Raw genomic sequence first — 13748 nt, forward strand, 5'->3', positions numbered from 1 at the left:
ACTCGAGGAGATACCGATGAGCACCACCGAAACCACCACTCCGGGCTTCAAGCCGAAGAAATCCGTGGCCCTTTCCGGCACCGCCGCCGGCAATACCGCCCTGTGCACCGTTGGCCGTACCGGCAACGACCTGCACTACCGGGGCTACGACGTGCTGGATTTCGCCAACCGCTGCGAATTCGAAGAGATCGCCCACCTGCTGGTCCACGGCAAGCTGCCCAATGTGGCCGAGCTGGCCGGCTACAAGGCCAAGCTGAAGGCCCTGCGCGGCCTGCCCGCTGGCGTCAAGGCCGCGCTGGAGCAACTGCCGCCTTCCGCCCACCCGATGGACGTGATGCGCACCGCCGTCTCCGTGCTGGGCTGCCTGTCGCCGGAGAAGGACGACCACAACCACCCCGGCGCCCGCGACATCGCCGACAAGCTGATGGCCTCCCTGGGTTCCGCGCTGCTGTACTGGTACCACTACAGCCACAACGGCAAGCGCATCGAGGTGGAGACCGACGACGACTCCATCGGCGGCCACTTCCTGCACCTGCTGCATGGCGAGAAGCCCCGCGAATCCTGGGTGCGCGCCATGCACACCTCGCTGAACCTGTACGCCGAGCACGAGTTCAACGCCTCTACCTTCACCTCGCGGGTGATCGCCGGCACCGGCTCGGACATGTACTCCTGCATCGCCGGCGCCATCGGCGCGCTGCGCGGGCCCAAGCATGGCGGCGCCAACGAGGTGGCCTTCGAAGTGCAGAAGCGCTATGACAGCCCGGATGAGGCCGAGGCCGACATCCGCGCCCGTGTCGAGAAGAAGGAAGTGATCATCGGCTTCGGCCACCCGGTCTACACCGTCTCCGATCCGCGCAACAAGGTGATCAAGGAAGTGGCCCGCGAGCTCTCCGTGGAGCAGGGCAATACCAAGATGTTCGACATCGCCGAGCGCCTGGAAAGCACCATGTGGGAAATCAAGAAGATGTTCCCCAACCTCGATTGGTTCAGCGCCGTCAGCTACCACATGATGGGCGTGCCCACCGCCATGTTCACCCCGCTGTTCGTGATCGCCCGCACCTCGGGCTGGTCCAGCCACGTCATCGAACAGCGCATCGACGGCAAGATCATCCGCCCGAGCGCCAACTACACAGGCCCCGAAGACCTGAAGTTCGTGCCGCTCAAGGACCGTAAATAACAATGACCACGACCGTGAACAGCCAATACCGCAAGCGCTTGCCCGGCACCGCGCTGGATTACTTCGACGCCCGCGAGGCGGTCGAGGCGATCCAGGCCGGCGCCTGGGACAAGCTCCCCTACACCTCCCGCGTGCTGGCCGAGCAGTTGGTGCGCCGCTGCGAGCCCGCCGACCTGACCGCATCGCTGGAGCAGCTGGTCTACCGCAAGCGCGACCTGGACTTCCCCTGGTACCCGGCGCGGGTGGTCTGCCACGACATCCTCGGGCAGACCGCGCTGGTGGACCTGGCCGGCCTGCGTGATGCCATCGCCGAGCAGGGCGGGGACCCGTCCAAGGTCAACCCGGTGGTGCCGACCCAGTTGATCGTCGACCACTCCCTGGCCGTCGAGGCCCCGGGCTTCGACCCGGACGCCTTCGAGAAGAACCGCGCCATCGAGGACCGTCGCAACGAGGACCGCTTCCACTTCATCGAGTGGACCAAGACCGCGTTCAAGAACGTCGACGTGATCCCCGCCGGGAACGGGATCATGCACCAGATCAACCTGGAGAAGATGAGCCCGGTGATCCAGGCGCGCGGCGGCATCGCCTTCCCCGACACCTGCGTCGGCACTGACTCGCACACGCCGCACGTGGACGCCCTGGGCGTGATCGCCATCGGCGTAGGCGGCCTGGAGGCCGAGACCGTGATGCTCGGCCACCCGTCGATGATGCGCCTGCCCGACATCGTCGGTGTCGAGCTGACCGGCAAGCGTCAGCCCGGTATCACCGCCACCGACATCGTCCTGGCCTTGACCGAGTTCCTGCGCAAGGAGCGTGTGGTGGGCGCCTACGTCGAGTTCTTCGGCGAGGGGGCGGACAGCCTGTCCATCGGCGACCGCGCGACCATTTCCAACATGTGCCCGGAATACGGCGCCACCGCCGCGATGTTCTACATCGACGAGCAAACCATCGACTACCTCAAGCTCACCGGCCGCGAGACCGAGCAGGTGGCGCTGGTGGAGAACTACGCCAAGACCCTGGGGCTGTGGGGCAGTGCACTGAACGCCGCCGAGTACGAGCGCGTGCTGAGCTTCGACCTGGGCAGCGTGGTGCGCAACATGGCCGGCCCGTCCAACCCGCACCGCCGCCTGCCGACCTCGGCGCTGGCCGAGCGCGGCATCGCCGACGAGGCCAAGCTGCAGGCCGGTCGTGACGAAGAGGCGAAGGGCCTGATGCCCGATGGCGCGGTGATCATCGCTGCCATCACCAGCTGCACCAACACCTCCAACCCGCGCAACGTGATCGCTGCCGGCCTGGTGGCGAAGAAGGCCAATGCCCTCGGCCTGGTGCGCAAACCCTGGGTGAAGACCTCCTTCGCCCCGGGCTCCAAGGTCGCCAAGCTGTACCTGGAGGAAGCCGGGCTGCTACCGGAGCTGGAGAAGCTCGGCTTTGGCATCGTCGCCTACGCCTGCACCACCTGTAACGGCATGTCCGGCGCGCTGGACCCGGTGATCCAGAAGGAGATCATCGACCGCGACCTGTACGCCACCGCCGTGCTCTCGGGCAACCGCAACTTCGACGGGCGCATCCACCCCTACGCCAAGCAGGCCTTCCTCGCCTCGCCGCCGCTGGTGGTGGCCTATGCCATCGCCGGCACCGTGCGCTTCGACATCGAGCAGGACCCGCTGGGCACCGATGCCCAGGGCAACCCCGTCACGCTGAAGGACCTGTGGCCGAGCGACGAGGAGATCGACGCCATCGTCGCCGCCTCGGTGAAGCCCGAGCAGTTCAAGCAGATCTACATCCCGATGTTCGACCTGGGCAGCGTGCAGGAGGCGGAAAGCCCGCTGTACGACTGGCGTCCGATGTCCACCTACATCCGTCGTCCCCCGTACTGGGAGGGCGCGTTGGCCGGCGAGCGCACGCTCAAGGGCATGCGGCCGCTGGCGATCCTGCCGGACAACATCACCACCGACCACCTGTCGCCGTCCAACGCCATCCTGGCGGACTCGGCCGCCGGCGAGTACCTGGCGAAAATGGGCCTGCCGGAGGAGGACTTCAACTCCTACGCCACCCACCGTGGCGACCACCTGACGGCCCAGCGTGCCACCTTCGCCAACCCGCAGCTGGTCAACGAGATGGCCGTGGTCGACGGGCAGGTGAAGAAGGGCTCGCTGGCCCGCGTGGAGCCGGAAGGCCAGGTGATGCGCATGTGGGAAGCCATCGAGACCTACATGAACCGCAAGCAGAACCTGATCATCGTCGCCGGTGCCGACTACGGCCAGGGCTCGTCCCGCGACTGGGCGGCCAAGGGCGTGCGCCTGGCGGGTGTGGAAGTGATCGTCGCCGAGGGCTTCGAGCGCATTCACCGGACCAACCTGGTGGGCATGGGCGTGCTGCCGGTGGAGTTCAAGCCGGGCACCACGCGTCTGACCCTGGGCCTGGACGGTACCGAGACCTACGACGTCGAAGGCGACATTTCGCCGCGCTGCGACCTGACCCTGGTGGTCAATCGCCGCAACGGCGAGGTGGTGCGGGTGCCGGTGACCTGCCGCCTGGACACCGCTGCCGACGTCAGCGTGTACAAGGCCGGTGGCGTGCTGCAGCGCTTTGCCAAGGACTTCCTCAAGGGCGAGGTCGCCTGACTGCGCAGGGTGGAGGGCCCTTTTTCCCTCCACCCTGCGGCTCATTGAAGGCTTAGCCCGGATGGCATCCGGGCCATTTTTCAGGACTGCACTCATGGCTCATCTGCCGCAAGTGAAAATCCCCGCCACCTACATCCGTGGCGGCACCAGCAAGGGCGTGTTCTTCCGCCTGCAGGACCTGCCCGAGGCCTGCCAGGTGCCGGGCGAGGCCCGTGACCGGCTGTTCATGCGGGTGATCGGCAGCCCCGATCCCTACGCCGCGCACATCGACGGCATGGGCGGGGCGACCTCCAGCACCAGCAAGTGCGTGATCCTGTCGAAGAGCAGCCAGCCTGGGCACGATGTCGACTACCTCTACGGGCAGGTCTCCATCGACAAGGCCTTCGTCGACTGGAGCGGCAACTGCGGCAATTTGTCCACCGCGGCGGGCGCCTTTGCCATTCATGCCGGGCTGGTGGACCCTTCACGCATTCCGGCCAACGGCACCTGCGTGGTGCGCATCTGGCAGGCCAACATCCAGAAAACCATCATCGCCCACGTGCCGGTCACCGATGGCCAGGTGCAGGAAACCGGCGATTTCGAGCTGGACGGGGTGACCTTCCCGGCGGCGGAGATCGTGCTGGAATTCCTCGACCCGTCGGATGACGGGGAGGAGGGCGGTTCGATGTTCCCCACCGGCAACCTGGTGGATGAGCTGGACGTGCCGGACGTCGGCACCTTCAAGGCGACCCTGATCACCGCCGGCATTCCCACGGTGTTCGTCAACGCCGAGGACATCGGCTACACCGGCACCGAGCTGCGCGAGGCCATCAACGGCGACCCCGAGGCGCTGGCGCGCTTCGAGAAGATCCGCGTCGCCGGCGCACTGCGCATGGGGCTGATCAAGTCCCCCGAAGAGGCGCTGACCCGCCAGCACACGCCGAAGGTGGCGTTCGTTGCCCCGCCCAGGGACTACCAGGCCTCCAGCGGCAAGACGGTGAAGGCCGACGAGATCGACCTGCTGGTGCGGGCGCTGTCTATGGGCAAGTTGCATCACGCGATGATGGGCACGGCGGCGGTTGCCATCGGCACTGCGGCGGCCATCCCCGGCACCCTGGTGAACCTGGCGGCCGGTGGTGGCGAGCGCACGGCGGTGCGTTTCGGACACCCTTCGGGCACCCTGCGCGTGGGCGCCGAAGCCCGGCAGGTGGACGGCCAGTGGCAGGTGACCAAGGCGATCATGAGCCGCAGCGCGCGGATATTGATGGAAGGCTGGGTACGGGTGCCGGGCGACAGCTTCTGAGTCGCTCAGTGCTGGCTGGTACCCAGCAACAGGCCGCCGGCGCCGACAAAGAAGGCGCCGGTGGTGCGGTTGAGGTTGCGCACGCCGCGGGCGCTACGAATCAGGCGGCGAATCTGCAGGCCGAACAGTGCATAGAGCAACGAAGCTGCATATTCAGCCAGCAGATAGGTCGTGCCCAGGTAGAGAAACTGTTCGGCGGCCGGCTGATCGGGGCGGATGAATTGCGGGAAGATCGCTGCGAACAGCAGGATGGCCTTGGGATTGCTGATGCCGATGAGAAACTCCTGGCGCATCGCCAGCCACAAGGTGCGTCTTGATTGCGTCGGGCTTTGCTGTTCGTCCAGGGCGAAGGCGCGGCTACGCCAGGCGCTGACGCCCAGGTAGAGCAGGTAGGCAGCGCCGACCCATTTGACCGCGCTGAACAGCTGTTCGGAGGCCATCAGCATGGCGCCGAGGCCGACCGCCGAAATGAGCAGGAAGAAGGCGAACGCAATCACTCGCCCCGTGGTGGCCAGTACGGCGGTCGCCATGCCGTGGCGGATGCCGTTGTTCATCGCGCAGAAGTTGTTGGGGCCCGGCGTGATCGCGATCAGCAGCGCGATCGGGGCGAACAGCAGGGCATCGTTGAGGGTCATGACGGGCTCGTGACAGATTACTTGAGGCGGCGCTCAACGCCTTTTTCGACGAGGATCTTCGCGGAAATCTCCTCCACCGAGAAATGGGTGGAGTTGATGTAGGCGATGTTTTCCCGGCGGAACAGGTTTTCCACCTCGCGCACCTCGAACTCGCACTGGGCGAAGCTCGCGTAGCGGCTGTTGGGCTTGCGCTCGTTGCGGATGGCGGTGAGGCGGTCGGGGTCGATGGTCAGGCCGAACAGCTTGTGCTTGTAGGGGCGCAGGGCATTGGGCAGCTGCAGGCGCTCCATGTCCTCTTCGGTCAGCGGGTAGTTGGCCGCGCGGATGCCGTACTGCATCGCCATGTACAGGCAGGTGGGCGTTTTGCCGCAGCGCGACACGCCGACCAGGATCAGGTCCGCCTTGTCGTAGTAGTGGGTGCGTGCACCGTCGTCGTTGTCCAGCGCGAAGTTCACCGCCTCGATGCGCTCCATGTAGTTGGAGTTGTGGGCGATGGAGTGGGACTTGCCCACGGAGTACGAGGAATGGGAGGTGAGCTCCTGTTCCAGCGGCGCGAGGAAGGTCGAGAAGATGTCGATCATGAAGCCGTTGGAGGTCGCGAGAATTTCCCGGATCTCCTTGTTCACGATGGTGTCGAAGATAATCGGTCGCGCCCCGTCTGCCTCGGCAGCCTTGTTGATTTGCTGTACCATGGCGCGCGCTTTTTCCACGCTGTCGATGTAGGGCCGCGTGAGCTTTGCGAACGTGATGGTTTCGAACTGCGCCAGCAGGCTCTGTCCGAGGGTTTCAGCGGTAATGCCGGTACCGTCGGAGATGAAAAAAGCGGTTCGTTTCATGCGCCAAAGGCCTTAAGTCGGGAACGATTCTTGGCTATCATAGGTCCGTTTTGCTGGCCTGAAGCCGGCCTGCATTGTGACTCATTTTTCCGGCACCATGCCAGAACGCGGCGGAACCGCTCCGCCCAGCTATTCCAACAGATAGTGGAGAGATCACCTTGGTAGAGTACGTAGTTTCCCTCGATAAGCTCGGCGTCCACGATGTTGAGCATGTGGGGGGCAAGAACGCATCCCTGGGCGAGATGATCAGCAATCTGGCGGGTGCTGGGGTTTCCGTTCCCGGTGGTTTCGCCACGACTGCCCAGGCCTACCGTGACTTCCTCGAGCAGAGCGGCCTGAACGATCGCATCCACGATGCGCTGGACAAGCTCGACGTGGACGACGTCAACGCGCTGGCCAAGACCGGTGCCGAGATTCGCCAGTGGGTCATGGATGCCGAGTTCCCGGCGCGCCTGGACGCTGAAATCCGTGCGGCGTTCGCTGAAATGGCCGCTGGCAACGAGAACATGGCCGTGGCCGTGCGCTCCTCCGCCACCGCCGAAGACCTGCCGGACGCCTCCTTCGCCGGCCAGCAGGAGACCTTCCTCAACATCCGTGGCGTGGACAACGTGATCCGTGCCGCCAAGGAAGTCTTCGCCTCCCTCTTCAATGACCGTGCCATCGCCTACCGCGTGCACCAGGGCTTCGACCACAAACTGGTCGCCCTGTCCGCCGGTGTGCAGCGCATGGTGCGTTCGGAAACCGGCACGGCCGGCGTGATGTTCACCCTGGACACCGAGTCCGGCTTCCGTGACGTGGTGTTCATCACCGGCGCCTACGGCCTTGGCGAGACCGTGGTGCAGGGCGCGGTGAACCCCGACGAGTTCTACGTGCACAAGCACACCCTGGAAGCCGGCCGCCCCGCGATCCTGCGCCGCAACCTGGGCAGCAAGGCGATCAAGATGGTCTATGGCGACGAAGCCAAGGCCGGCAAGTCGGTGAAGACCGTCGACGTCGACCGCGCCGACCGCGCCCGCTTCTGCATCACCGATGCCGAAGTCACCGAGCTGGCCAAGCAGGCCATGATCATCGAGAAGCACTACGGCCGTCCGATGGACATCGAATGGGCCAAGGACGGTGACGACGGCAAGCTGTACATCGTGCAGGCCCGCCCCGAGACCGTTAAGAGCCGCGCCAGCGCCACCGTGATGGAGCGCTACCTGCTGAAGGAAAAGGGCACCGTCCTGGTGGAAGGCCGCGCCATCGGCCAGCGCATCGGCGCCGGCCCGGTGAAGGTGATCCACGACGTTTCCGAGATGGACAAGGTCCAGCCGGGCGACGTGCTGGTCTCCGACATGACCGACCCGGACTGGGAACCGGTGATGAAGCGCGCCAGCGCCATTGTCACCAACCGTGGCGGCCGTACCTGCCACGCCGCGATCATCGCCCGTGAGCTGGGCATCCCGGCTGTCGTGGGCTGCGGCAACGCCACCCAGGTGCTGAAGGACGGCCAGGGCGTGACCGTTTCCTGCGCCGAGGGCGACACCGGCTTCATCTTCGAAGGCCAGCTGGGCTTCGACGTGCGCAAGAACTCCGTCGACGCCATGCCGGAGCTGCCGTTCAAGATCATGATGAACGTCGGCAACCCCGACCGTGCCTTCGACTTCGCTCAGCTGCCCAACGAGGGCGTGGGCCTGGCCCGCCTGGAATTCATCATCAACCGCATGATCGGCGTGCATCCCAAGGCGCTGCTGAACTTCGCCGGCCTGCCGCCGGAGATCAAGGAAAGCGTCGAGAAGCGCATCGCCGGCTACGACGACCCGGTCGGCTTCTACGTAGAGAAGCTGGTCGAAGGCATCAGTACCCTGGCCGCGGCCTTCTGGCCGAAGAAGGTCATCGTCCGCCTGTCGGACTTCAAGTCCAACGAATACGCCAACCTGATCGGCGGCAAGCTGTACGAGCCTGAGGAAGAGAACCCCATGCTGGGCTTCCGTGGCGCCTCCCGCTACATCAGCGAGTCGTTCCGTGATTGCTTCGAGCTGGAATGCCGCGCGCTGAAGAAGGTGCGCAACGAGATGGGCCTGACCAACGTCGAGATCATGGTGCCCTTCGTCCGTACCCTGGGCGAGGCGAGCCAGGTGATCGACCTGCTGGCCCACTATGGCCTCAAGCGCGGTGAGAACGGCCTGCGCATCATCATGATGTGCGAGCTGCCGTCCAATGCCCTGCTGGCCGAGGAGTTCCTGGAGTTCTTCGATGGCTTCTCCATCGGCTCCAACGACATGACCCAGCTGACCCTGGGCCTGGACCGCGATTCCGGCATCATTGCCCACCTGTTCGACGAGCGTAATCCGGCGGTGAAGAAGCTCCTGTCCAACGCCATCGCCGCGTGCAACAAGGCGGGCAAGTACATCGGCATCTGTGGCCAGGGCCCGTCGGATCACCCGGACCTGGCCAAGTGGCTGATGGAGCAGGGCATCGAGAGCGTCTCCCTCAACCCCGACTCCGTGCTGGACACCTGGTTCTTCCTGGCTGAAGGCCAAGCCTGATCCCGAACGGCAACCGGAAAGAGGGCGGGTCATCACCCGCCCTTTTTCGTGCAAGTAGTTTTCATGCAAAGCAGCAGTCTTCTTTTTCCGGTGGCCCTGGTGGGCGCCGAACTCCGTGGGGACCTCACGGAAGACCTCTATCGCCTCAAACCCGGCAACAGCCCTGATCCCAGCGTCGAGCTGGTGGTCACGCGCCTGGGCCTGTACGGGCGTGAAGGACAGCGCGGAGCCCCCGTGGTGCTGGTGCACGGCAGCTTCTCCAATCGTCGCTTCTGGTATTCACCGCGTGGCCTGGGTCTTGGGCCTTTCCTGGCCAGGGCGGGTTTCGATGTGTGGATCGTCGAGATGCGCGGCCACGGTCTTTCCCCTCGCAACCAGGCCTACCGACACAACCGGGTGGCCGACTACGCCCGCTACGACTTGCCGGCCATTGGCGCCTTCGTGCGCGAGCAGTCCGGATCGCCCGCCCATTGGGTGGGGCATTCCCTGGGCGGAGTGACCCTGGCTGCTGCGCTGGGAGGTGGCTACCTCGACGAGGAGACTGCGGCGTCCGCTGCCCTGTTCGGCAGCCAGATCAGCCGGGTCTACTGGCCCCTCAAGGTTCCGCCGGTGGAGTGGCTGGGACGTTTCCTGCTCAAGCGCTTCGAGGTGCTCTCCGGTTCCGGTCTCAAGCGCGGGCCCGAGGATGAGCCCATCGGCGTCGGGCTGGAGAATCTCCGCTGGCACGGCCTGTTCGGCCGCTTCGGTGATGCCGAGCGGGATTGGTGGAAGGGGCTGGCGGATGTCCGCATCCCGGTGCTGGCCGTGGGCTCGGCCGGGGACCACCAGGACCCGGCGTGGGCATGCCGGAAGCTGCTCGACCAGTTCGGCAGCGAGGTCCGTGAGTTCCTTTGCCTGTCCCGCGAGGCTGGCTTCGCCGAGGACTACGGCCATGTGGAGATGCTGGTGAGCAAGTCGGCGCAGCAGGAGGTCTGGCCGCTCGTCGAGCACTGGCTCTTGCATCGCAGCCTGCCGGCGCTGCCAGGTCAGGCTGTGCCTGCCTGAGTGTGGAATTTCTTCGGCTATATGAAACCGATTGCAATTGATTGTCGCTGAATCGCTGCCAAGTGCCCCGGAAAGACGCCGTAACGGCGGTGCTGCGCCCTTGCGCGGCGCTCGCCTCGTCGGTAGGGTGCTGCGCTGTTCCCGCCACGGGATCGCCTTCGACCTGGAATGCGCTGGTGCATGCGCTGCGCACCGCTCTCTGCTGCCAGGACGGTGAACGTGACGGCCCCGATCTCTAGACCCGCAAGGAGCCACGCCATGCAATACGTCACCCCTGATCTGTGCGATGCCTACCCTGACCTGGTACAGGTCGTCGAGCCGATGTTCAGCAACTTCGGCGGTCGCGATTCCTTCGGCGGCGAAATCGTCACCATCAAGTGCTTCGAGGACAACTCGGTGGTCAAGGAGCAGGTCGACCAGCCCGGCCAGGGCAAGGTCCTGGTAGTGGACGGTGGTGGCTCCCTGCGCCGCGCGCTGCTGGGCGACATGCTCGCCGAGAAGGCCGCGAAGAATGGCTGGGAAGGCATCGTGGTGTACGGCTGCATCCGTGATGTGGACGTGATCGCCCAGACCGACCTGGGTGTCCAGGCGCTGGCCAGCCACCCGATGAAGACGGACAAGCGCGGCATCGGCGACCTGAATGTGGCGGTCACCTTTGGTGGCGTGACCTTCCGCCCGGGGCAGTACCTGTATGCCGACAACAACGGCATCATCGTGTCCCCCGAACCGCTGAAGATGCCCGAGTAACCGGGCAGGTGGCGCGAGGATGACAGGTGAGCAGAACCCCGGCGCGGGCCTGGTCCATGCATTCGTGCTCGACGGGCAGGGTGGCGCACGCGCCATCAGTCGCGCCGAGCTGGATGGGCTCCAGCTCGGCGCGCATGAAAGCCTCTGGCTGCACTGGGACCGGGGACATCCCCTGGCGCGCCTGTGGCTGCGCGAGCGCAGTGGGCTGGGGGAGTTCGCCTGTGACTTGCTGCTGGAAGAGAGCACCCGTCCGCGCCTGGTAACCCTGCCGGATGAGCAACTGCTGCTGTTCCTTCGCGGAGTCAACCTCAACCCCGGCGCCCAGCCGGAAGACATGGTGGCGGTGCGCATCTTTGCCGATGCGCGTCGCGTGATTTCCCTGCGCTTGCGTCCCCTCCACGCCACTGATGAGCTGATCAAGCAGTGGCGCGCCGGGACCGGGCCGCGCACTGCATCCGAGGTGTTGCTCTACCTTGCCGAGCACCTGACCAGCAAGGTGGATGCGCTGATCGCCCACCTGGGGGATGCGGTCGATGAGCAGGAGGAGCAGCTCGACGCCAACGAGCGCTACAACCCCGATCATGACCTGATGCTGCAGATCCGCCGGCGGGCGGCGGCCTTGCGGCGCTTCCTCTCCCCGCAGCGGGACATCTATGGCCAGCTGGTGCGCAATCGCCTCGGCTGGTTCGCGTCCGACGATGCGGACTACTGGAATGAGCTGAACAACCGCCTGACCCGCTACCTCGAAGAACTGGAGATGATCCGCGAACGGGTCGCCCTGGTGCTGGAGTCCGAGAACCGCCGGATGAGCGAGCGGATGACGCGCACCATGTACCTGCTGGGCATCATCACCGGCTTCTTCCTGCCCATGAGCTTCATCACCGGGCTCCTGGGCATCAACGTGGGAGGGCTGCCGGGCGCCGACGCGTCCTACGGCTTCCCCATCGTGTGCCTGCTCCTCCTCGGGGTGGCCGCCTTCCAGTGGTGGCTCTTCCGTCGGCTGCGCTGGCTTTGAATGTGACCCATCCCCAGCCTGCCGCGTCTAGCCGACATACCCACGAGAGGTGCGAATGCACGATCCCTTCGAAGAATCCCTGCGGGACATGCTCCGCAACGCGCCGTCCGACCATGACGACAGCGCGGCGCTCGGTCGCGTCCTCAAGACCGCGAACCGGCAGGTTGGCGTGGGCGACCTCTTCTGCCTGCTCGGCCACTGGGCCGAAGCCCTGATGATCGCCCTGAACAACGGCTCGGCGCATGTGGCGCCCGTATCTCGCCGCCCCTCCTCGAAACGCTCTGCTGACAAGGCTGAATGAAGATGGAATTCGACCCCTGGACCCAAGGTATCGTTAACGCCATGACCACGGTGTGGACACCGGTCGCCGGCTTCATTCCGCGCTTCTTCGGCGCGCTGGTGGTGGTTCTGGTTGGCTTCGTCGTCGCCAAGCTGCTGGATACCCTGCTCTCCAAGCTGCTGGCCAAGCTGGGATTGGATCGCCTGATGGCCGGGACCGGCCTGACCAAGATGCTCGGCCGCGTCGGCATCCAGGTGCCGGTTTCGTCGCTGATCGGCAAGATCGTCTACTGGTTCGTCCTGCTCATCTTCCTGGTGTCCGCTGCCGAGTCCCTGGGCCTTGATCGCGTCTCGGCGACCCTGGACATGCTCGCGCTCTACCTGCCCAAGGTGCTGGGCGCTGCCCTGGTGCTGCTGGCCGGCGTGCTGCTGGCACAACTGCTCAGCGGGATCGTCCGTGGCGCGGCGGAGGGTGTGGGCCTGGACTACGCCCATGGCCTGGGGCGCATCGCCCAGGGCCTGGTCATCCTCATCAGCATCTCCGTGGCCATCGGCCAGTTGGAGGTCAAGACCGACCTGCTGAACAACGTCATCGCCATTGCGCTGATCTCCATTGGCCTGGCGGCCGCTCTGGCCCTGGGCCTCGGCAGCCGTGACATCGCCGCGCAGATCATCGCCGGGATCTATGTGCGCGAGCTCTACCAGGTCGGCCAGGAGGTCAAGGTCGGGGACATCGAAGGGCAGATCGAGGAGATCGGCACCGTGAAGACCATCCTGCTCACCGACGAGGGGGATCTGGTATCGGTGGCCAACCGGACGCTTCTCGACCAGCGGGTAACGAGTCGCTAACACGAAGCGCCATCCCTGCTAATATTGGCCGCCGGATCAGCGCCCATGCACTCCGGCGGCTCCCGATCATTGCCGGCCCGACCTGTTTTGAACAAACCCCAATCGCTGTCCCTGCGCTATGACCCTCACGAACTCTCCGACGAAGAGCTGGTGGAGCGTGCGCATGTCGAGCTGTTCCATGTCACTCGTGCCTACGAGGAGCTGATGCGCCGCTACCAGCGGACCCTCTTCAATGTGTGCGCGAGATATTTGGGGAACGAACGAGACGCTGACGATGTCTGTCAGGAGGTGATGCTCAAAGTGCTATATGGCCTGAAGAACTTCGAGGGTAAATCCAAGTTCAAGACCTGGCTCTACAGCATCACGTACAACGAATGCATTACCCAGTACCGCAAAGAGCGACGCAAGCGTCGCTTGCTCGATGCCTTGAGTCTCGATCCGCTCGAGGAGGCTTCAGATGAGAAGGCTCCGAAGATCGAGGAGCGTGGCGGGCTCGAGCGCTGGCTGGTGCATGTGAACCCGATCGATCGTGAAATCCTCGTATTGCGTTTTGTTGCGGAACTGGAGTTCCAGGAAATCGCCGACATCATGCATATGGGCCTGAGCGCGACCAAGATGAGGTACAAGCGCGCTCTGGATCGCTTGCGCGAAAAATTTTCAGGATCGGCCGAAACTTAGTTGGGCAAAATCAATCTCTAAGAGCAGCGAGTTCTGGTAAACTTGCGGACCAAG

At 64.9% G+C, this 13748-nt stretch carries 12 protein-coding genes; 10 read left to right on the forward strand and 2 right to left on the reverse strand.

The features are described 5' to 3' along the window. The first annotated feature begins 16 nt into the window (after positions 1-16). From prpC to prpF, 3 genes are all read left to right on the forward strand, one after another. On the forward strand, positions 17-1177 hold the full coding sequence (gene prpC, locus PotMrB4_RS09360) for a bifunctional 2-methylcitrate synthase/citrate synthase (RefSeq protein ID WP_074968784.1): 1161 nt from the start codon (positions 17-19) through the stop codon (positions 1175-1177). Between the two features lie 14 nt (positions 1178-1191). Further along, complete coding sequence (gene acnD, locus PotMrB4_RS09365) at positions 1192-3801, forward strand: Fe/S-dependent 2-methylisocitrate dehydratase AcnD (protein ID WP_172435064.1); 2610 nt, start codon at positions 1192-1194, stop codon at positions 3799-3801. Positions 3802-3895: 94 nt separating this feature from the next. Continuing rightward, a complete protein-coding gene (prpF, locus tag PotMrB4_RS09370; protein WP_172433085.1) occupies positions 3896-5083 on the forward strand; it encodes a 2-methylaconitate cis-trans isomerase PrpF in 1188 nt (395 codons plus the stop codon). Between the two features lie 5 nt (positions 5084-5088). On the opposite strand, the gene PotMrB4_RS09375 is transcribed toward prpF, so the two are convergent. Next, entirely contained in the window at positions 5089-5718 is a 630-nt protein-coding gene (locus PotMrB4_RS09375; protein WP_044401621.1) for a LysE family translocator, read from the reverse strand. A gap of 17 nt (positions 5719-5735) precedes the next feature. Further along, positions 5736-6554: a posphoenolpyruvate synthetase regulatory kinase/phosphorylase PpsR gene (gene ppsR, locus PotMrB4_RS09380; RefSeq protein WP_044401624.1), complete on the reverse strand. Its 819-nt coding sequence runs from the start codon at positions 6552-6554 to the stop codon at positions 5736-5738. Between the two features lie 158 nt (positions 6555-6712). Between ppsR and ppsA the strand changes: the two genes are divergently transcribed. The 7 genes from ppsA to sigX all read left to right on the forward strand — a co-directional run bounded on the left by ppsA (position 6713) and on the right by sigX (position 13694). Next, positions 6713-9082 carry a phosphoenolpyruvate synthase gene (ppsA, locus tag PotMrB4_RS09385; RefSeq protein WP_044401628.1) on the forward strand — a complete coding sequence of 790 codons (2370 nt, stop codon included), beginning with the start codon at positions 6713-6715 and terminating at the stop codon, positions 9080-9082. Between the two features lie 63 nt (positions 9083-9145). Continuing rightward, entirely contained in the window at positions 9146-10126 is a 981-nt protein-coding gene (locus PotMrB4_RS09390; RefSeq protein ID WP_044401631.1) for an alpha/beta fold hydrolase, read from the forward strand. Between the two features lie 258 nt (positions 10127-10384). Continuing rightward, the gene (rraA, locus tag PotMrB4_RS09395) at positions 10385-10873 is read left to right on the forward strand and encodes a ribonuclease E activity regulator RraA (protein ID WP_074968794.1); all 489 of its coding nucleotides are present in this window, start codon (positions 10385-10387) and stop codon (positions 10871-10873) included. Positions 10874-10892: 19 nt separating this feature from the next. Beyond that, the gene (locus PotMrB4_RS09400) at positions 10893-11888 is read left to right on the forward strand and encodes a zinc transporter ZntB (protein ID WP_172433086.1); all 996 of its coding nucleotides are present in this window, start codon (positions 10893-10895) and stop codon (positions 11886-11888) included. A gap of 55 nt (positions 11889-11943) precedes the next feature. Then, positions 11944-12189: a hypothetical protein gene (locus PotMrB4_RS09405; protein ID WP_044401640.1), complete on the forward strand. Its 246-nt coding sequence runs from the start codon at positions 11944-11946 to the stop codon at positions 12187-12189. Positions 12190-12191: 2 nt separating this feature from the next. Next, positions 12192-13016 carry a mechanosensitive ion channel family protein gene (locus PotMrB4_RS09410; RefSeq protein WP_044401644.1) on the forward strand — a complete coding sequence of 275 codons (825 nt, stop codon included), beginning with the start codon at positions 12192-12194 and terminating at the stop codon, positions 13014-13016. 87 nt (positions 13017-13103) lie between these two features. Further along, entirely contained in the window at positions 13104-13694 is a 591-nt protein-coding gene (gene sigX / locus PotMrB4_RS09415; protein ID WP_044401647.1) for an RNA polymerase sigma factor SigX, read from the forward strand. The last annotated feature ends 54 nt before the right edge of the window (positions 13695-13748 follow it).

This window comes from Metapseudomonas otitidis (assembly GCF_011397855.1).
GTDB classification, from domain to species: domain Bacteria; phylum Pseudomonadota; class Gammaproteobacteria; order Pseudomonadales; family Pseudomonadaceae; genus Metapseudomonas; species Metapseudomonas otitidis.

Coding starts and splice junctions, on each gene's coding strand:
- PotMrB4_RS09390 (WP_044401631.1), top strand. CDS start 9,146: ATGCAAAGCAGCAGTCTTCTTTTTCCGGTGGCCCTGGTGGGCGCCGAA.
- prpC (WP_074968784.1), top strand. CDS start 17: ATGAGCACCACCGAAACCACCACTCCGGGCTTCAAGCCGAAGAAATCC.
- PotMrB4_RS09405 (WP_044401640.1), top strand. CDS start 11,944: ATGCACGATCCCTTCGAAGAATCCCTGCGGGACATGCTCCGCAACGCG.
- PotMrB4_RS09375 (WP_044401621.1), bottom strand. CDS start 5,718: ATGACCCTCAACGATGCCCTGCTGTTCGCCCCGATCGCGCTGCTGATC.
- PotMrB4_RS09400 (WP_172433086.1), top strand. CDS start 10,893: ATGACAGGTGAGCAGAACCCCGGCGCGGGCCTGGTCCATGCATTCGTG.
- prpF (WP_172433085.1), top strand. CDS start 3,896: ATGGCTCATCTGCCGCAAGTGAAAATCCCCGCCACCTACATCCGTGGC.
- PotMrB4_RS09410 (WP_044401644.1), top strand. CDS start 12,192: ATGGAATTCGACCCCTGGACCCAAGGTATCGTTAACGCCATGACCACG.
- rraA (WP_074968794.1), top strand. CDS start 10,385: ATGCAATACGTCACCCCTGATCTGTGCGATGCCTACCCTGACCTGGTA.
- ppsR (WP_044401624.1), bottom strand. CDS start 6,554: ATGAAACGAACCGCTTTTTTCATCTCCGACGGTACCGGCATTACCGCT.